Here is a 16,291-nt window from a genome sequence, read left to right as displayed (position 1 = left end):
ACTCGCGGTGTTTCGCCCCGTCAAGCGTGTCTTGGGCCGCGCGGCGCGATGTCGTTCGAAAATCGCCGGCGACCGGAACTCGGGTGGGGAGAGATCTCCCGCTCGCGGACGGCGCCTCCGGCGTCCATCTCGCGACACGACTGCGTCGCTCGCCACGATGATAGATCGGGCCCGCTGCCTTGGCCGCTCCCGTCGCTCATCTCCGTCGCGGTCTCGCCTGGATGCTCGGCGCCATGGCCGCTCTCGTGGCCATGAACGCCTGCGCCAAGGGGCTGCGCGAGGACGGGTTCAGCACGGCGGAGCTGATGTTCTATCGGACCACGCCCGGGCTGCTGTGGATCTGGGCCGAGCTGCGCCGCCAGCGAGTCAGTCTTCGGCCGGTGCGCGCAGATCTCGTCGCGCTGCGCTCGCTGTTCGGGATCGCCGCCATGGCCGCTACCTTCTATGCGGTGCGGGCGCTGACTCTGGTCCAACACCAGACCCTGCATCTACTTCACCCCGTGTTCGTGGCGCTGTTCGCCCCGCTCGTGCTCCGCGAGCGCATGCACCGGCTCGCGTTGCTCGCCCTCGTGTTCGCTGCGAGCGGCGCCTTCTTCGTGCTCGCACCTCTGGGAGATCTCTCCGTCCTCCCGCCAGGCCCCGCGCTCGCCGGGTTCGCCGCCGCGGTGTTCTCGGCGCTGGCACACGTGACCATCCGCAAGACCTCCGCGACCGAGGCGCCCGAGCTGGTGGTCTTCCACTTCGCCTTGCTCGCCGCGGTCGTCGGTCTTTCGTGGGGCGTCGCCCAGGGCGACTTCCAGACCGGACACCTGTCACGCCAGAACCTCGCGCTCGTCGGCGGCACCGCGCTGTTCGGCACGCTCGGACAACTATGGATGACTCGCGCCTACGGCCTCGCGCCGGCCTCGAGCGTCGCCATGGTCGCGTACGCCGCGATCCCCCTGGGCCTCGGCGTCGACCTCATCTTTTGGGACGCGCGTGCGCCGGCCAGCGCGCTGGTCGGCGCGGTGCTCCTGGTCGTCGCCGGCTACTTGCTCACGCGTAAGCCGACGGACGCGGGCCCGCCGTAGGAGAAGATCTCCTCGACTCGACGACGTCGGCCGCGACGTCCTCGAGGCGAGCGACGGTCGCGTTCGTCGTTAGCGCCGCACGTCGGTGCGGCGAGCGCCGTGCTCTCCTCGCTCGCGGCGAGATCTCGCTCGCACCGGCGACGCGGATCAGCCGGGCCAGCCGTAGAAGATCCCGACCATCTCGCGACGCACGTCGTCGAGGCGGGCGAGGCTCTCCGCCGCGGCCGGGTCGACATCGGGCGGGAAGTACGCCGACGGGTCGAGCCGCGTGCGCATCATCTTGGTCTGCCAGATGTTCTCGTTCTGCAGGACCAGGTCCTCGCAGTGATAGTCGGCGAGGATCTTCGGGTCGATGAAGTCCTGGATCGACTTCAGCGTGTGGTCCATGTACACGCGCCGGCCCTCGGCGTCGCGAGTGAAGCCGCGGACGACGTAGTCGATGATCACCACGTCGTTCTCGAAGCTCTCGAACATGAAGTTCAGGGCTCGCAGCGGGACGATCGTCCCGCACGTGGCGATGTCGATGTCGACCCGGAAGCTGCAGATCCCCTTCGGGTCGTACCAGTCCGGGTAGGTATGGGCGCAGAGGTGACTCTTCGTGAGGTGCGCGCCGATGCTCGTGTGGCCCATCACTTCGTCGGCCACCTGCTTTTGGCCGAGATCGCTCATCAGCACCAGCGAGCTCGCGCCTTGCGGCTCGTAGTCCTGGGCGGAGACCGACAGGACCTCGGCGTCGATGATGTGCGCGATCTCGCGCAACATGTCGGTGATGCGCTCGGCGCTGAATTTCTCGTCGATATAGCGGACGTAGGCGTGCCGTTCGTCCTCGGTGCGGGCGACGAAGAAGTCGTAGAGGTTGAAGCTGACCACCTTCGTCAGGTTGTTGAAACCTTGCAGGCGGACGCGTTCGCGCGGGACGAACATGGCCGGGGACGATGGCCGGGGATGCCGGTCGAGTCAAGCCTCGGCGGCGCGTGCGACGGCCAACACCCGCGGAAGGACTGGCCTTTTTTGCGCTTGCGCCCGCCTAGTGCCGTCCCGGACACTCCCTGCCTATGCTTGGGTTCTCCTCGGCCGCAGCATTTGCGTTCGCGCTCGCAGACCCCGACCGGATCCCGAACGACGTGGCGATCGCCATGGCGCCGACGGTCGGGTGGGTCATGTTGGCTTGCGCCGTTCTCCTGTGCCTGATCTTCCTGCTCCAAAGCGAGCGCTGGCGGCGCTGGTGGCTGACGAACGAGGATCCGCGGCCGGTAGCGGCGTTCCGCATCGTCTTCGCCTTCCTCTGCATCTGCAACATCAACGACCTGTGGGAGTACTTCACCTTCCTCTTCTCGGACGAAGGCATCTTCCTCAGTGATGCGGCCCGCCAGCTGGTAGCGCCGGCCCAGTTCAAGGGCTTCGGCGACGGCATCGGCGACGACCCCTACGGCTTCTTCGACGTCCCGGGCGCGCTCGAATTCTTCAAGGGCCACAAGTACTCGCTGCTGTACTTCTGGGACACGCCCACGGCGATGTGGGTGCAGCTCATCGGCTTCTACACCGTCACCGTCCTGTTCATGTTCGGGTGGAAGACGCGGGTGATGGGCGTCTTGAGCTTCCTGCTGATGAACAGCTTCTTCCTCCGGAACCACCTGTTCTGGGAGGGCACGGAGCTGGTCTATCGGGTGTTCTTCTTCTACCTGCTGCTGGCCAAGAGCGGCCACGCGTACAGCATCGACAACTGGCTGCGGACCCGGAAGCTGCGCAAGCAGGGCCTGCTGTCCGAGCGCCACGGGCCTGGCGGCGGCGCCGGCGTGGCCCCCGGTCCCGAGCACCCGCAGGGCTTGCAGGCGGTCTACCGGCTGATCCCGGCCTGGCCGCGCAACCTGATGATGCTCAACCTCGGGGTGCTGTACTGCTTCACCGGCGTGGTCAAAAACGGCCACGTGTGGGCCAAGGGCGACGCGCTCTACTACGCCCTCAACATGGACCACTTCTACCGGTTCTACCCGCAAGAAGTGTCGTCGATCCTGGGCCTCAACATGTTCCGCCTGGCCACGTGGATCACCCACTGGTGGGAGGCGATGTTCCCCATGATGGTGCTCGGCACCATCATCCGCTGGGGCATCCGCGAGCAGGTGCCGCGGCTCGAAGGCTGGCGGCTGTGGGCCGTGCGCGCCTGCTGGGTGGCGTTCGGCCTCGGCGCCCTGGCGGTCGTGCTCATCACCCTGCCGGTGCACCACGTCGAGCTGCCGAAGAACTGGTGGACCACCCAGCGCGTGCAGATTTTCACCGCGGTGGGCTGGGTCGCGCTGATGGCGGCCATCGGCGCCCTGTTCTGGTTCCTCAACCGGCGCCCGCCGACCGTGAAGATCCGCGGCAAGCGCTACCTCCTCGACCTCGACTGGTTCTGCCGGTGGTTCCTCGGTCGCCGCGTGTGGCTCACGCTCGGCCTCATCTTCCACGGCAACCTCCAGCTCCTCATGAACATCGGCATGTTCCCGCCGATCATGATGTCGACCTACCTGTTCTTCCTCCAGGGGGACGAGCCAGGGCGGATCTTGCGGTTCTTCGGGCGCGGGCTGGCCAAGCTGTTCCCGTGGCTGCCGCTCCCGGCCGACGTGCGCCGCGGCGAGCCGCCGCTGCCGGCCGAGGACCGCACGCTGCCGCATCACCGCCGCGACGGTCGTCGACTGCCGCCGGCGTTGCTCTACGGCATGCTCGGGGTCGCCATCATCGGGGTGATCTTGCACGCGAGCCCGCTGGTGCCCTGGTTCAAGGTCAGCGTGCTCGGGCGCGAGGAGACGGCGCCGGGGGTCAACCTGGGGATCCACTTCGCGTGGACCCTGATCGTCATGATGGCCTTCATGACCCTCTACACCTACGTGCAGGGCCATCGCGGGGCCCGGCACCTGGTCGTCAAGCTGCTCGGCCTCGCGGCCGGGATCTTCGCCTACGTGTGGCTGATGAGCCGGACCGGCGAGACCACGCAGGACAAGGACCAGCTGCTCCTCTTCAAGCTGGCGGCGACCGGCTCGATCTTGCTCGTCGTGTGCCTCAACCAGGTGCCGGCGATCCACCGCCACCTGGCCAAGCTCGGCCTGACCTTCTCACCGCCGGACCGGCCGAAGCGCGAGCCCGACATGCCGGCGATCTGCCCGCAGACCGAGCACACGGTCGCGCCGTGGGCCTACGGGCCGGGCGGGCGCCTGTTCGTCGGCGCGCTGGTCCTCTATCACATCGTCGCCATCGCCATCTGGGAGCTGCCCGAGAAGGACTGCATCTCGACGTTCCGGATCAAGGCGCGTGAGCCGTTCTCGACCTGGGTGCTGGCGACGCAGACCGACCAGCAGTGGGGCATGTTCGCGCCCAACCCGCCGCGGCACAACGTGCTGATGCGGACCGTCGTGACCGACGAGGCCGGCGAGCGCTGGGACCTGCGGACCGACACTTACGCGCTCGAGCGCAAGCCGATCCCGTGGGTCTGGAACGACCGCATGCGCAAGATGAACCGCCGCATCATCGGCGGCGAGTCGGGCAAGGGCGACTGGTACCAGCAGTGGTACTCGCGCTACCTCTGCCGCCAGTGGGCGATGAGCCACCGCGGGGTGATGCCGCAGAAGGTCGAGCTCTACAAGGTCTCGTACCGCATGCCGGCGCCGGAGATCGTGGCCAAGCAGGGCTGGTACGTGCCCGAGAAGCTGCTCCACGACACCGGCCGCGAGGAGCGGCAGCACACCACCAAGTGCGCCTCCTCGGACCACGGGCAGCTGCCCAACTTCATCCGCGAGCGCCACGGCCTGCCGCTGCTCGAGGAGGGCGTGTTCAAGCCGTGGATCCACAACAAGAAGAAGGCGTGGGACAAGCGCTACGACCCGCCGAAGACCACCGACGCCAGCAAGCCGAACACCACCGGGACGGCCGGCAAGCGCGCCACCTCGACGGTCAAGCCGCCGTCGCTGGCCCGGGGTGAGGGCGAAGCCGCCGCGCCCGAGCCGACGCCGCCGGCCGAGGTCAAGCCGCTGACGAAGCCGGTCGACTGAGGCACGGCTTCTCACAGCGAAGGGCCCGGCATCACGCCGGGCCTTTTGTTTTAATCCCCGCACATGCTGCTGGGCTTACTCGCGGACGAACGGATCCCCAACGCCGAAGCGCTCGCGCTCTCGCCGACCGTCGGTTGGTGGATGCTGCTCGGCTTCGTCTTCTTCGTGAGCGCCTGCATCTTCCACCGCGAGGCGTTCCGACGGCTGTTCCTGCGCGCCGAGGACCCGCGGACGATGGGCCTCTTCCGCATCGTCTTCGGCCTCGTCACCCTGGCCAACATCAACGGCCTGTCCGACCTCTTCGTCTACCTCTTCACCGACGAGGGCCTGTTCCTCACCGACGTCGCGCGCGAGGTGTTCGCCAAGGAGCAGTTCGTCGGCTTCGGCGACGGCATCGACCCCGAGCCCTACGGCTTCTTCGACTGGGGCGGCGTGGTCGAGTGGCTCAAGGGGCCCAAGTACTCGCCGCTGTTCTTCTGGGACTCGCCGACCGCCTTCTGGCTGGTGCTCGGCGCGTTCGAGGTCGCTTGCGTGTGCATGATCGTCGGCTTCAAGACGAACGTCACCAAGTGGCTCACGCTGCTGCTGTTCCACGCCATCATCCTGCGCAACCAGGTGTTCTGGGAGGGCACCGAGAACGTCTACCGCTGCTTCCTCCTCTACCTGTGCCTGTCGCGCTGCGGCGCCGCCTACAGCGTCGACAACTGGCTGCGTTGCCGTCGACTGCGCAAGCAGGGCCGGCTCAGCGAGCGCGACGGCCCGGGCGCCGGCGCCGGCCTCGCTCCGACCCCCCAGCACCCGCAGGGCCTCGAGGCCGTGTACCGGCTGATCCCCGCCTGGCCGCGGATGATCATGATCTTGCAGCTCGCCGCGCTCTACTGCTCGACCGGCACCGTCAAGAACGGCGACGTGTGGGCCAAGGGCGACGCGTTCTACTACGCGCTCAACCTCGACCACTTCTACCGCTTCGAGCCGCAGCAGCTGTCGGCCGTGTTCGGCACCAACCTGTTCCGCATCAACACGATCGTCGTCCACTACTGGGAGGCGCTGTTCCCCCTGGTCGTGCTCGGCCTGGTGACCCGGTTCGTCCGCCGCGAGCAGCTGCCGCCGCTGCCCGAGTGGCAGCGCTGGGCCGTGCGCGCCTGCTGGCTCGGCCTCGGCCTCGTCGGCCTGGTCGTCGTCTACATCACCCTGCCGTTCCACATCCCGGCGGTGGCGCGCGGCGGCATGGCCAGCCTGGCGACCTGGCAGCGGTGGTTCCCGGTGGCCTGGCTGGCCGGCATGGCCGCGATCGGCGGGCTGTTCTTCTGGCTCGGCCGTCGCCCGCCCACGATCGCGGTCCGCGGCCATCGCCTCACCCTCGACCTCGACTGGTTCTGCACCTGGTTCCTCGGCCGCCGCCTGTGGCTCGGCCTCGGCCTCATCTTCCACGCGCACCTGATCGTGATGATGAACATCGGCTGGTTCACGCCGGCGACGATGGCCACCTACGTCGCGTTCCTCAACGGCAGCGAGGTCGCCTTCCTGCTGCGGGCGATCGGCGAGCGGCTCGGGCGGCTCGGACTACCTGTCCCGAAGGACATCACGCGCGGCGACGCCCCGCTGCCGGCCGAGGACCCGACCCTGCCGCACCTCCACCGCGACGCCGCCGCGCTGCCGGCGTGGGCGCTGGCTGGCGCCCTGGTGGTCGCGGTCGGCGGGGTCTACGTCGTCGCCGAGACCGACCTCGGGGTCCCGTGGGCGGCCACCGGCGCGGTGATCTTCGCCGGCCTGGCGGTGATCGGCTTCGGCGTCGCGCAGCGGCGCGGCGCGGCGCAGCTGTCCGTCATCGACCCGTTCACCGGGCGCCCGCGGCGGCCGTGGGCCTACGGCTCGATGGGCCGCTTCCTCGCCGGCGCGTTCGTCGTCTATCACTGCACCGGCGTGGCGATCTGGCTGCTGCCCGAGAAAGACAGCCTCGGCGGCGAGGGCAAGGACGGCTGGCGGGTGCGCGCGCAGGAGCCGTTCAAGTGGTGGGTCCGGACCAGCCAGACCGCGCAGGGCTGGAAGATGTTCGCGCCCAACCCGCCGCGCAGCAACGTCTTCATGCAGGTCATCGTCACCGACCAGGACGGCGGCGCCTACGACCTCAACACCGACGTCTACCACCCCGACAACAAGCCGATCCCGTGGCTCGGCTACACCCGCCAGCGCAAGATCAACCGCCGGATCATCGGCGGCGAGGGCGGCAAGGGCGACTGGTACCAGAAGTGGCACGCGCGGTGGGTCTGCCGCGACTGGGCGCTCAAGCACGGCGGCCAGGCGCCCAAGAAGGTCGAGCTCTACAAGCTCTCCTACGCGATCCCGACGCCGGAGGAGGTCGCCAAGAACGGCCCCTACAAGCCCGAGGAGCGGCTCGCGGCCAACCGCTTCCGCAAGCTCGTCTACACCGGCGAGTGCGGCGACATCAACGCGCAGCTGCCCAACACCATCCGCGCCCGCCACGGCCTGCCCCTGCTCGCGCCCGGCGAGTTCCGCCCGTGGGTGAAGAACCACCAGAACGCGTGGAACAAGAAGAAGCCCAAGTCGCCGCAGGTCCCGTGGCTCGTGCTCGTCAGCGTGGTCGTGGTCGGCGCCGCCGGCCTGCGCTGGCGCCGGCTCGACCGCGACAACAAGCGCCGCGCCGCCGCCGAGACGGCCTGAACGTTCGGGCATGCGCCTTGAGACATGCCCCCAGGGGCATGTCCGCTCGGACATGCCCCTTCAGTCAGCTCACTCCCGCGACTCGCGCTTGGCCTCGCGGGCCCGGGCCCGGCGCCAGCGCCACAGCTTCATCACCGCCGAGGTGCCTGTCTCGCGCAGCGCCGAGGTGAGGCTCTTGCGCGTCCGGCCGTGCTCGTCGCGGGTGCTCTCCGCCAGCTTGGCGCCGAACCACAACCCCGCGAGGATCCCCGCGATGAGGACGACGATGGTGAAGATCAGGTTGATCAGCTCGGTCATGGACGATGGCTCACAGGTGAGGCGCCCCGAGCAGTACCCGGAGCCAGTGCGGGTACAAAAGTAGCAGAGTCGTCATCGGCAGCCGCGGCGGTTGCGACGCAGACGCCTCTACGGGCGGCTCCGCGGGCACGGGCGCGTTCGGGCACGTGCAGCCCCAACTGGCCGGCAGGCGCGGACAAGCGGTCTCGGCGATGAGCCGGTGGCCCTCGGCGTTGGGGTGGATATGGTCGAAGCTCCGCAGCTCGGTGCGCAGGAACCAGCGCGGCACCTCGGCGGCCTCGACCGCATCGGTAGCGAGCGCCGCGTCGCGCGCCGTCTCGTCGAGCTCGGCGTGCTGCCGCTTCCACAGCGCGTCCTTCGTCAGCGCGGTGCGCATCGCCTCGACGTCGCGCAGCGGCGCCGACGTGGCGCGCAGGGCCGAGCGATACAGGTCGACCGCGACCTCCGGCAGCTCGTCCGGTTGCCACGCCGCCTCGGCCCCGGCCGATCGCTTGCGGGCGTAGTCACCGAGCGCTTCGTGGGGCGTCAGCGCCCCGAGCACGAAATCGACCACCGTCCGCGTCGCTCGCAGGTAGCGCAGCCCGGCCGCCCCGGCCCAGCGCTTCGGGTCGGTGTCGTCGCCCCACGGCGTCAGGCTGAACGCGACCACCTTGAGCCCGCGCGCGTGGGCCAGGGTGAACAGCTCGCGGATGTCGTGGTTGGTCCGCTCTGGCGTGCCGACGCTGTTGAGCCCGCCCTGGAACACCAGCCAGTACTCGAGCGCCGGGTCGCGCAGGTTGACGTACGGGTTCTCCAGGAACTGCTGCTTGAACCGCTGCTTGAGCTGCAGCGCGCCGAAGCCGACCTTCGAAAGGTTGCGGACCTCGACGTTGCTGCACATCTCGGCCAGGCGCTCGGCGTAGGGCTGCTTGGGCCACGCACCGATCGACCCGGCCAGCACCACCACCTTGACCGGGCGGTCCTTCTGCTTGAACCGCCACGTCGGCGGCGGCTCGACCTCGGGCGCCGGAGGGGCCGCCTCGGGCTCCTGCGCGCGCGCCCCCGTCACCCACAACCAACTCGCCACGAACCCGACGACCACGCCACGCATGAGTCACTCCACCACGGCGAACGACGCCGTCGCCAGCTCGATGCCGTCGACGGAGACCACCCGCGCCTTCCAGCTGCCGATGTACTCGCGCCGCAGCACCAGATAGGCGCGGGTGCGGTACGCGTGCAGCTCGGGGATCTGCACCGCCCGCCGGCGGAACAGCTCCCCGTCCTTCTCCCACAGCACGTCGACGCTCTCCTCGACGCGGCTGTGGACCACGCGGAAGCACACGTTCACGGCCCCGTGTCGGCTCAGCGAGAACTTGTCCGCCTCGCCGGTGCAGCCCTCGCGCTCGTAGGCCTGCCCGACCCAGATCTTGTCGACGTGGATCCCCGACGCCCCGATCGCCCCGACCGGCGGCTCGTCGTGGATCCCCACCGGCAGGCGCTCGAACACCCGGGCGATCGCTGGCGGCGTCCCGGCTGGCACCGAGCGCGGACCGGCCGGTCGCGCCTCTTCGGCGGGCTCGACGTCGGCCGTCGGCACGTGCGCCGCCGGCAGACGGATCTCTCGCGCAGCCGCCGGTGTGGGCGTGGGCGTGGGTCGCTCCGCGCGGACCGGCGCTTCGTCCTCGGCTCCGTCGCGCTCGCCGCGAGGCGCCTCGAGGTTGCAGGCCAGACATGCCAGCGCCGCTGCAGCGCCCTGCAGCCCGCAGCGACTCGCGCCCTTCGGGGCGCCTTTGCCTGTTCGTCGCACGCTCGCGGCCTTCACGCGGCGTGGGGGAGCACCGCGCAGCGCATCCTAACCGGTGCGTTCGCGGGCTCACAACCCGCTCGTCCGCAAACGCGACGCCGGTCGGCCCCCGGGGCGTCCCGTGCGCTTGCTCATCGGCACGCGGCGGTCTAAAGAGTGCGGCATGCTTCGCGCTCCTCTGAATTGCCTCGGTACCGTCGTCCTGGCCGGCCTCGTGGTCGCCTGCACCACGCCGCACCACGCCGGCAAAGTACCGCGGGAGAGCCCGCCCGCCCCCGTGCCGGCCGCCGCCCGCCCGTTGCCGGCCGGCAGCGCCGAGGGGGTGCCCGAGAGCCTGCTGCACGAGTACGAGGACCGCGACGTCGCGTCCGCCGCCGAGATCGCCACCTGGCAATTGCCCTTCCAGGCCAAGCGGATCGCCGTCGCGCTGCTGACCCTCGCCGCCAAGGACGACCTCGCCGGCCTGCGCGCCGTGTTCACCGAGCACGCGCGCTGGGGCATCCCCGACCGCCGCGAGTTCGACGCCCGCCCGGTGTTCGCCGACGGCGGCCGCGAGTTCTTCGACACCTTCCGCGACGCCGCCAGCCGCTTCGCCCGCAAGGAGGCCTTCTTCTGCCCGCCGGTGGTCCCGCCGGCCGCGCAGATCTACGTCCGCAACGGCGCCGAGCCGATGTGGTGCGCCTACCTCAGCAAGGATGGCCTCGACGTGCTCGCCTTCAAGTTCGTCTACGAGGACGGCAGCGCCAAGATCGACTACGTCGGCCTGCAGCCGACCCGCGCGACTGGTGGCACCGCCGCGCGCAAGGGCCCGATGCCGCCGCCGATGACCCCGCAGGTCAAGCGCGGCACGGCCCCGGTGGGCCCGTTCATGAGCTCCGGCAACGACTCGATCCCGCTGCAGATCGAGCGCCGCGACCCGCCCCCGGGCATCCGCCAGCCCAACCCGACCGGCTCCCTCGCGCCGGCGCCGGTCGGCGGCCCGACGAACCCCGGCCCGCCCGCGCCCGCGCCCACCAAGGCGGCCCCGGCAACGCCCGCGCCCGCCAAGGCCGCCCCGTCCCCCGCGGCGCCCGCCCCGGCGGCGCCCGCTCCGGACCCGGGCTCCGGTCACTGACCCGAAGGGCATGTCGCATCGGACATGCCCTTCGCTACATGTTCCATCGGGCATGCTCTCCACGACATGCCCTATCGGGCATGCTCCGTGACGTGCCCTGCATGTTCTTGCGGGCATGCTCCCGCAGCATGCTCCCCGCCCCGAGGCGCTCTCTTCAAGATGTCTCTTCGGACAGATTCGGAGCCTCGGCCAGCCACGCCGCGATGCTGCGGTTGTCCTGCCGTCCGAGCCCCAGCTCCTCGCGCAGCGCGATCCAGTCGGCGGCCCAGCCGGCCTGGGGTTCGACGATCAGGTCCGCGTCGAGGTCGGCCACCCCGCGGAAGTTGAGGCGGCACGTCTTCAGCTCGTGCGGGCGCTCCGGGTGCCACAGCGGGATCCCGTACTTGCGGCAGATCCGCGGCCGGTGGGCGTAGAGCAGGCAGCGTTCGTCGCTCCCCAGCGCCGGGCACGCCGTCCCTGGCGCGTACGCGCGGGCGAGGGCCACGATCGCCGCCCGGGTCGCCGGCTCTGCCGCTGCCAGCCCCTCGCGCAGCAGCTCGCCCTCGACCTCCGACACCGCGAAGCTCTGGCGGCAGCACTCCCCGCAGCCTGGCCGGCACTGGATGTGGTCGCGATAGCGGGCCACCACCGGCGCGACGTCGCCGTCGACGATCCGCAGGTGCACGCGCAGGCGCTGCGACCGCGGCGTCATGGTGACGATCGGCCGTCCTTCTGCTCGACCAGCGAGCGGTACGGCGACCACACGTGTCGCTCGAGGAACCGCCGCGCCGAAAGCTCGCCGCGTTCGACCGCCGCCGCGTCCTCGGCCTGGCGCTTCAGCGACGCCTCGAGCGCTCGCGTGCGCATCCCCGAGGCCGCCTCGTCCTCCGGGTGGAGCGCGGCGAACAGCCCCGGCGACCCGCGTCCGAGCCCGACCCACGCCGCGTGCCACTCGGCCAGCTGGGTCCGCAGCGCGGGCAGCTCGACGCGCGCCGCCCAGGCCTCACGCCCGACCTGCAGCTCCGCGAACGAACCGAGGCCCCCGCGACCGCGCGCCCGCAGCAGCGCATCGACCTCGGCGAACGACACCTCGGCCTGCCCGTCCTCGTCGGAGCGGACCGTCATCACTTGCACCACCGACCCGTCGGCCGCGGCCACCGCGACCGCGACCGGCCCGACGTAGCGGCGCACGTTGCAGCCGGCGAGCCGCGCCCCGCCGACGTCGAGCGATCCCTGCCCCGGCGTGCGCAGCGGCCAGCGCCGGCACAGGTGGGCCTGCGACAGCACCAGCGTCATGCTCGCCAGCCGGACCGTCGCGCGATCGACGATCCCGAACGACCGCTGGCGCGTGGCCGCCAGCGCCTCCTGGGCCGCCCGGGTCTGCATCACGGCGCACGTGCCGGTGACCTGTTCGCCGGCGGCCAGGGCGGTCGTCAGCGCCGCGCGGCACGGCTCCGACGTCCGGGCCGTCACGACCGCCATCACGCGTGGGTCGACCTCGTTGCGCCCTGGTTCGCGGCTGCGGCCGCCGAGTCCCGCGCAGCCCGCGGCCACGAAGAGCGCCGCCGCGGCGCCCCACGCCGCAGCCCGGATCGGTTTGCCGCGCCGCACCGCGGGCAGCTTACCACGCCCGGCGCGCCCGCCGACTTGAGCCCAGGGGCGCGCTCGGGCACTCTCCCGGCCCATGTCCCTCGCACCTCGCCGTCTCCGCCTGAGCGCCAGCCTCGCCCTCGCGCTCGTCGCCGCTGCCGTCCCCGGCTGCCTCAAAGTGCCGGTCGGCGACCTCGACGCGCCCGGTGGCAAGGACGGCAACCCGGCCGAGGCCAAGGCGGTCGTCGACCGCTTCGTCGCCGCGCTCGGCGGCGAGGAGGCCCTGCGCAAGATCGCCCAGCGCACCGTCGAGGCGCGCATGACCTTCTTGCCGGAGACCGGCTGCACCGACAAGGACGAGAACTGCCGGGCCACCGAGACCGTCGGCACCTTCACCTTGCAGTCGACGACCGACCAGCGGCTCTACCGGCGCACCGTCATCGACAAGCAGATCGAAGAAGAGGGCTACGACGGCAAGACCGGCTGGCAGTTCCGCCGCGGCTTCCTCGTGCTCGAGGACGAGGACGAGTCGGTCATCACCCGCGAGGACGCCGCGCTGCACTGGTACTTCGACTTCGAAAAGCGGGGCATCGAGCTCGCGCTCGAGAAGCCGCGCGACAAGGACTTCGACGGCAATGCGCGGGTCCTCGACGGCGTGCGCTGGTCGAGCAAGGGCGACCTCGTGCCGCCGAAGACCCAGTGGTACGACCGCAAGACCGGCCTGCTCGCCGAGGAGCTGCTCGAGGACGACAAGGCCGAGCCGCCGATCAGCCAGCAGATCATCTACGACGACTACCGCCCGATCGACGGCGTCCTCGTCGCCCACAAGATCCGCCTCGTCAACAAGTTCGGCGACCGCACCCAGGAGGTCGTGTTCGTGACCCAGCGGATCGACCACGCCCCGATCAAGCCCGAGGTGTTCCAGGTCCCCAAGGTCCCGCCGCCGGAGAAGGCCAAGGACGAGAAGCTCGTCGCCCTGGCCAAGGCCCGCGAGGCCGCCGCCGCCGAGCCGAAGAACGCCGAGGCCCAGGTCGCCCTCGCTCGCGCGCTGTGGGCCGCCTCGCACTTCGAAGAGGCCGCCGACGCCGCCCAGGTCGCCCTCAAGCTCCAGCCCAAGGAGGCCGAGGCGCTGTGGATCCTCGCCCGCGCGCGCGTGCTGCAGGGCCGCTACAAGGATGCCCTGCCGATCCTCGACCGCGCCGGCAAGGCCGGCGTGCGCGACGTCCTCGTCCACGCCCAGCGGGCCTGGATCGCCAGCCACCAGCGCGACTTCCCGGCCGTCGCCGAGGCGCTCGACCACCTCGGCGACGCCAACGCCCAGCTCGCCGGCCGTTACCGCAACTTCGCCGGCAAGCCGCTGCAGGTCAGCTTCAAGGGCAACGGCTGCACCGCCGAGCTGCCGATCGCCACCGAGGGCACCGTCACCTTCGTCGACATCCAGATCGGCGAGGAGAAGGTGCGCGCGCTGGTCGACACCGGCGCGGCCGACGTGATCCTCGACGGCGAGGTCGCGGCCAAGCTGAAGATCCCGGTCCGCTCGAAGTCGCGGCTCGGCGGCGAGGGCGGGGCGGAGATCGGTCACGGTCAGCTCGACGCGATCACGGCCGGCAACGCCACGATCTCGGGCATCCCCGTCGACATCTTCCCGCACCAGGTGCTCGAGCAGATGACCGGAGGCGCCGGCGCGGCGCCGCAGGCCGTGCTCGGCTCCCGCGTGCTCGAGCTGTTCCAGGTCAACTTCGACCTGCCCGCCAACAAGCTCGTGCTCGTCAACCCGATCGCCAAGTGCAAGAGCGCCCTGGCGAGCTACCGCACCGGCAGCGGCGTCCCGTTCTACCTCCACGAGACCCACTTCCTGTACGTGCTCGCGGCCATGAACGGCGCCGAGGGCCTGTTCCTCGTCAACACCGGCATGCAGGGGGTCGCCGTCACCGCCACCACCAAGGCGTTCGCCCGCGCCGGCATCGGCGCCCCGCCGCTGCGCCGCAACGAGGCCGCCCTCGTCGACGTGACCGAGTTCACCGTCGGCAACGCCTTCAAGGTCCTCGGCCTCCGCGGCGCCTACGGCTACTTCGAGCAGAGCGAGAGCAGCGACCAGTTCCGCATCGACGGCATGCTCGGCCTCGACTTCGTCGGCCGCGGCCGCCTCACGATCGACTACCCGGAGCGCAAGCTCTACTTCGCCGCCCCGCCCGCCGAAGCCGCCGCGCCCGCGACCCCCGCAGCGGCGCCCCCCGCGAAGGCCAAGTGACGCGGTGCCTGGCCGATCGAACATGTCCGAAGAAGCAGCAAACCGATGGCTCTTCGGACATGTCCCAAAGTACAGCTTCGATTTTTAAGAGATGACCGAAGCAACACATGACGATCGCGTCGGCTACCTCGCGGCCTGGGGGCTCCTCGGCGACGCGTGGGTCGAGCGGCCGTACGTCGAGGTCGACGGTCGCGGCGTCATCGTCCGCACCGCGGCCGGCCGGCCCGCCGACGCGCCCGCGATCGTCCACGACCTCGGGCGTCGGCTCCTCTACCCCGGCCTCGTCAACGCTCACAGTCACGCCTTCCAGCGGGCGATCCGCGGCGGCACCCACCGGCGCGGCGACGGCGATCCTTCGAGCTTCTGGAGCTGGCGCGAGGCCATGTACCGCGTCGCCAGCAGCCTCGGCCCTGACGAGGTCTACGCCGTCACCCGCCGCTGCTACGCCGAGATGCTGCGCGCCGGGATCACCTGCGTCGGCGAGTTCCACTACCTCCACCACGCGCCCGACGGCACGCCCTACGCCGACGCCAACGAGCTGTCGCGCCAGGTCTTGCGCGCCGCCGCCGAGGTGGGGATCCGCGTCGTCCTGCTCGAGGTCTACTACGCGCGCGCCGGCGAGGGCCGCCCGGCGCTGCCCGAGCAGCGCCGCTTCTGCGACGGCAGCGTCGACCGCTACCTCGCCCGCGTCGACATCTTGCGCAGCGAAGGCCACGCGGTCGGCCTCGCGCCGCACAGCGTGCGCGCCGTCCCGTTGACCGCGCTGACCGAGCTGGCCGCCTACGCCCGCGCGCACGGCCTCGTCGTGCACGCCCACGTCTCCGAGCAGCCGCGCGAGAACGACGAGAGCCGCGCCGAGCACGGCCGCACCCCCACCGAAGTGTTCGCCGACGCCGGCTGCCTCGCGCGCCCCGGCAGCTTCACCGCCGTGCACGCGATCCACCTCGAGGACCGCGACCACGACCTGCTCGCCGGTCACAACGTCTGCGCCTGCCCGACCACCGAGGCCGACCTCGGCGACGGCATCATCCCGGCTCCGCGGCACCGCCAGCACGGCACCGGCCTGGCCCTCGGCAGCGACAGCAACGCCGTGATCGATCTCGTCCAGGAGGCCCGCCTGCTCGAGATGCACGAGCGCCTGCGCGCGCAGGCGCGCCTCTGCCTCGCCGGCCCCGACCCCGTCGCGCGCACCCTCCTCGACATCGCCACCGTGGGAGGCGCTCGCGCCCTCGGCCGCCCCGAGCTCGGCCGCCTGGTGGCGGGCAGCCCGTTCGACGCCTGCGCGGCGGACCTGGACCACCCCCACCTCGCCGACCTGCCGGACGACCAGGCCCACGACGCCCTGTGGCTGTCGGGCACCGCGGCCGCGATCGATCGCGTGTTCGTCGGCGGCGTGCGGCGGCGCTAGACCCCCCAGGTCGGTCGGAGGCCAGCACTAAACCCCGCAAGTCGGCTGCGCTGAACCCCGGCCATGCCCGTCGTGGCGCCGGCGAGACCCCC

12 protein-coding genes are annotated in these 16,291 nt (G+C 71.0%); 6 read left to right on the top strand and 6 right to left on the bottom strand.

What is annotated here, in order from left to right; translation table 11 throughout:
- Nucleotides 1-179 precede the first annotated feature (179 nt).
- Nucleotides 180-1,070 (top strand): DMT family transporter, encoded by an 891-nt coding sequence (locus POL25_RS17445; protein WP_272087171.1) that lies wholly within the window; start codon nt 180-182, stop codon nt 1,068-1,070.
- A 147-nt stretch (nt 1,071-1,217) separates the two neighbouring features.
- On the opposite strand, the gene speD is transcribed toward POL25_RS17445, so the two are convergent.
- On the bottom strand, nt 1,218-1,994 hold the full coding sequence (gene speD, locus POL25_RS17440; RefSeq protein ID WP_272087170.1) for an adenosylmethionine decarboxylase: 777 nt from the start codon (nt 1,992-1,994) through the stop codon (nt 1,218-1,220).
- 131 nt (nt 1,995-2,125) lie between these two features.
- On the opposite strand from speD, the gene POL25_RS17435 reads away from it, so the two are divergent.
- Together POL25_RS17435 and POL25_RS17430 are read left to right on the top strand one after the other, a co-directional pair.
- Nucleotides 2,126-5,095 (top strand): HTTM domain-containing protein, encoded by a 2,970-nt coding sequence (locus tag POL25_RS17435; RefSeq protein ID WP_272087169.1) that lies wholly within the window; start codon nt 2,126-2,128, stop codon nt 5,093-5,095.
- 63 nt (nt 5,096-5,158) lie between these two features.
- Entirely contained in the window at nt 5,159-7,777 is a 2,619-nt protein-coding gene (locus POL25_RS17430; RefSeq protein ID WP_272087168.1) for an HTTM domain-containing protein, read from the top strand.
- A gap of 69 nt (nt 7,778-7,846) precedes the next feature.
- Here POL25_RS17430 and POL25_RS17425 read toward each other — a convergent pair whose 3' ends face one another.
- Genes POL25_RS17425 through POL25_RS44385 form a run of 3 tightly spaced genes read right to left on the bottom strand, consistent with a single transcriptional unit; the run spans nt 7,847 to nt 9,860 of the window.
- On the bottom strand, nt 7,847-8,074 hold the full coding sequence (locus POL25_RS17425; RefSeq protein ID WP_272087167.1) for a hypothetical protein: 228 nt from the start codon (nt 8,072-8,074) through the stop codon (nt 7,847-7,849).
- 10 nt (nt 8,075-8,084) lie between these two features.
- A complete protein-coding gene (locus POL25_RS17420) occupies nt 8,085-9,164 on the bottom strand; it encodes an SGNH/GDSL hydrolase family protein (RefSeq protein ID WP_272087166.1) in 1,080 nt (359 codons plus the stop codon).
- A 3-nt stretch (nt 9,165-9,167) separates the two neighbouring features.
- Nucleotides 9,168-9,860 (bottom strand): DUF2914 domain-containing protein, encoded by a 693-nt coding sequence (locus POL25_RS44385; RefSeq protein WP_272087165.1) that lies wholly within the window; start codon nt 9,858-9,860, stop codon nt 9,168-9,170.
- 160 nt (nt 9,861-10,020) lie between these two features.
- Between POL25_RS44385 and POL25_RS17410 the strand changes: the two genes are divergently transcribed.
- Entirely contained in the window at nt 10,021-10,971 is a 951-nt protein-coding gene (locus tag POL25_RS17410; protein WP_272087164.1) for a hypothetical protein, read from the top strand.
- Between the two features lie 154 nt (nt 10,972-11,125).
- Here POL25_RS17410 and POL25_RS17405 read toward each other — a convergent pair whose 3' ends face one another.
- Both POL25_RS17405 and POL25_RS17400 read right to left on the bottom strand, forming a co-directional pair.
- Entirely contained in the window at nt 11,126-11,662 is a 537-nt protein-coding gene (locus POL25_RS17405; protein ID WP_272087163.1) for a YkgJ family cysteine cluster protein, read from the bottom strand.
- A complete protein-coding gene (locus POL25_RS17400; RefSeq protein ID WP_272087162.1) occupies nt 11,659-12,561 on the bottom strand; it encodes a hypothetical protein in 903 nt (300 codons plus the stop codon). The genes POL25_RS17405 and POL25_RS17400 overlap by 4 nt, the downstream gene beginning before the upstream one ends.
- Nucleotides 12,562-12,634: 73 nt before the next feature.
- Here POL25_RS17400 and POL25_RS17395 point away from each other — a divergent pair, with 73 nt between their 5' ends.
- Together POL25_RS17395 and POL25_RS17390 are read left to right on the top strand one after the other, a co-directional pair.
- Nucleotides 12,635-14,791 carry an aspartyl protease family protein gene (locus POL25_RS17395; protein ID WP_272087161.1) on the top strand — a complete coding sequence of 719 codons (2,157 nt, stop codon included), beginning with the start codon at nt 12,635-12,637 and terminating at the stop codon, nt 14,789-14,791.
- A gap of 91 nt (nt 14,792-14,882) precedes the next feature.
- Complete coding sequence (locus POL25_RS17390) at nt 14,883-16,199, top strand: formimidoylglutamate deiminase (RefSeq protein WP_272087160.1); 1,317 nt, start codon at nt 14,883-14,885, stop codon at nt 16,197-16,199.
- Nucleotides 16,200-16,291: the final 92 nt, after the last annotated feature.

Origin of the sequence: Nannocystis bainbridge, from assembly GCF_028368995.1 — a bacterium.
GTDB classification, from domain to species: Bacteria; Myxococcota_A; Polyangia; order Nannocystales; family Nannocystaceae; genus Nannocystis; species Nannocystis bainbridge.
Note: the sequence above shows the minus strand (reverse complement) of the source record. Positions and strands in the feature narration are given on the sequence as shown.

Excerpts from the sequence above, each read along its gene's own strand:
- speD (WP_272087170.1), bottom strand. The coding sequence starts at position 1,994 with ATGTTCGTCCCGCGCGAACGCGTCCGCCTGCAAGGTTTCAACAACCTG.
- POL25_RS17435 (WP_272087169.1), top strand. The coding sequence starts at position 2,126 with ATGCTTGGGTTCTCCTCGGCCGCAGCATTTGCGTTCGCGCTCGCAGAC.
- POL25_RS17430 (WP_272087168.1), top strand. The coding sequence starts at position 5,159 with ATGCTGCTGGGCTTACTCGCGGACGAACGGATCCCCAACGCCGAAGCG.
- POL25_RS17425 (WP_272087167.1), bottom strand. The coding sequence starts at position 8,074 with ATGACCGAGCTGATCAACCTGATCTTCACCATCGTCGTCCTCATCGCG.
- POL25_RS17420 (WP_272087166.1), bottom strand. The coding sequence starts at position 9,164 with ATGCGTGGCGTGGTCGTCGGGTTCGTGGCGAGTTGGTTGTGGGTGACG.
- POL25_RS17410 (WP_272087164.1), top strand. The coding sequence starts at position 10,021 with ATGCTTCGCGCTCCTCTGAATTGCCTCGGTACCGTCGTCCTGGCCGGC.
- POL25_RS17405 (WP_272087163.1), bottom strand. The coding sequence starts at position 11,662 with ATGACGCCGCGGTCGCAGCGCCTGCGCGTGCACCTGCGGATCGTCGAC.
- POL25_RS17395 (WP_272087161.1), top strand. The coding sequence starts at position 12,635 with ATGTCCCTCGCACCTCGCCGTCTCCGCCTGAGCGCCAGCCTCGCCCTC.
- POL25_RS17390 (WP_272087160.1), top strand. The coding sequence starts at position 14,883 with ATGACCGAAGCAACACATGACGATCGCGTCGGCTACCTCGCGGCCTGG.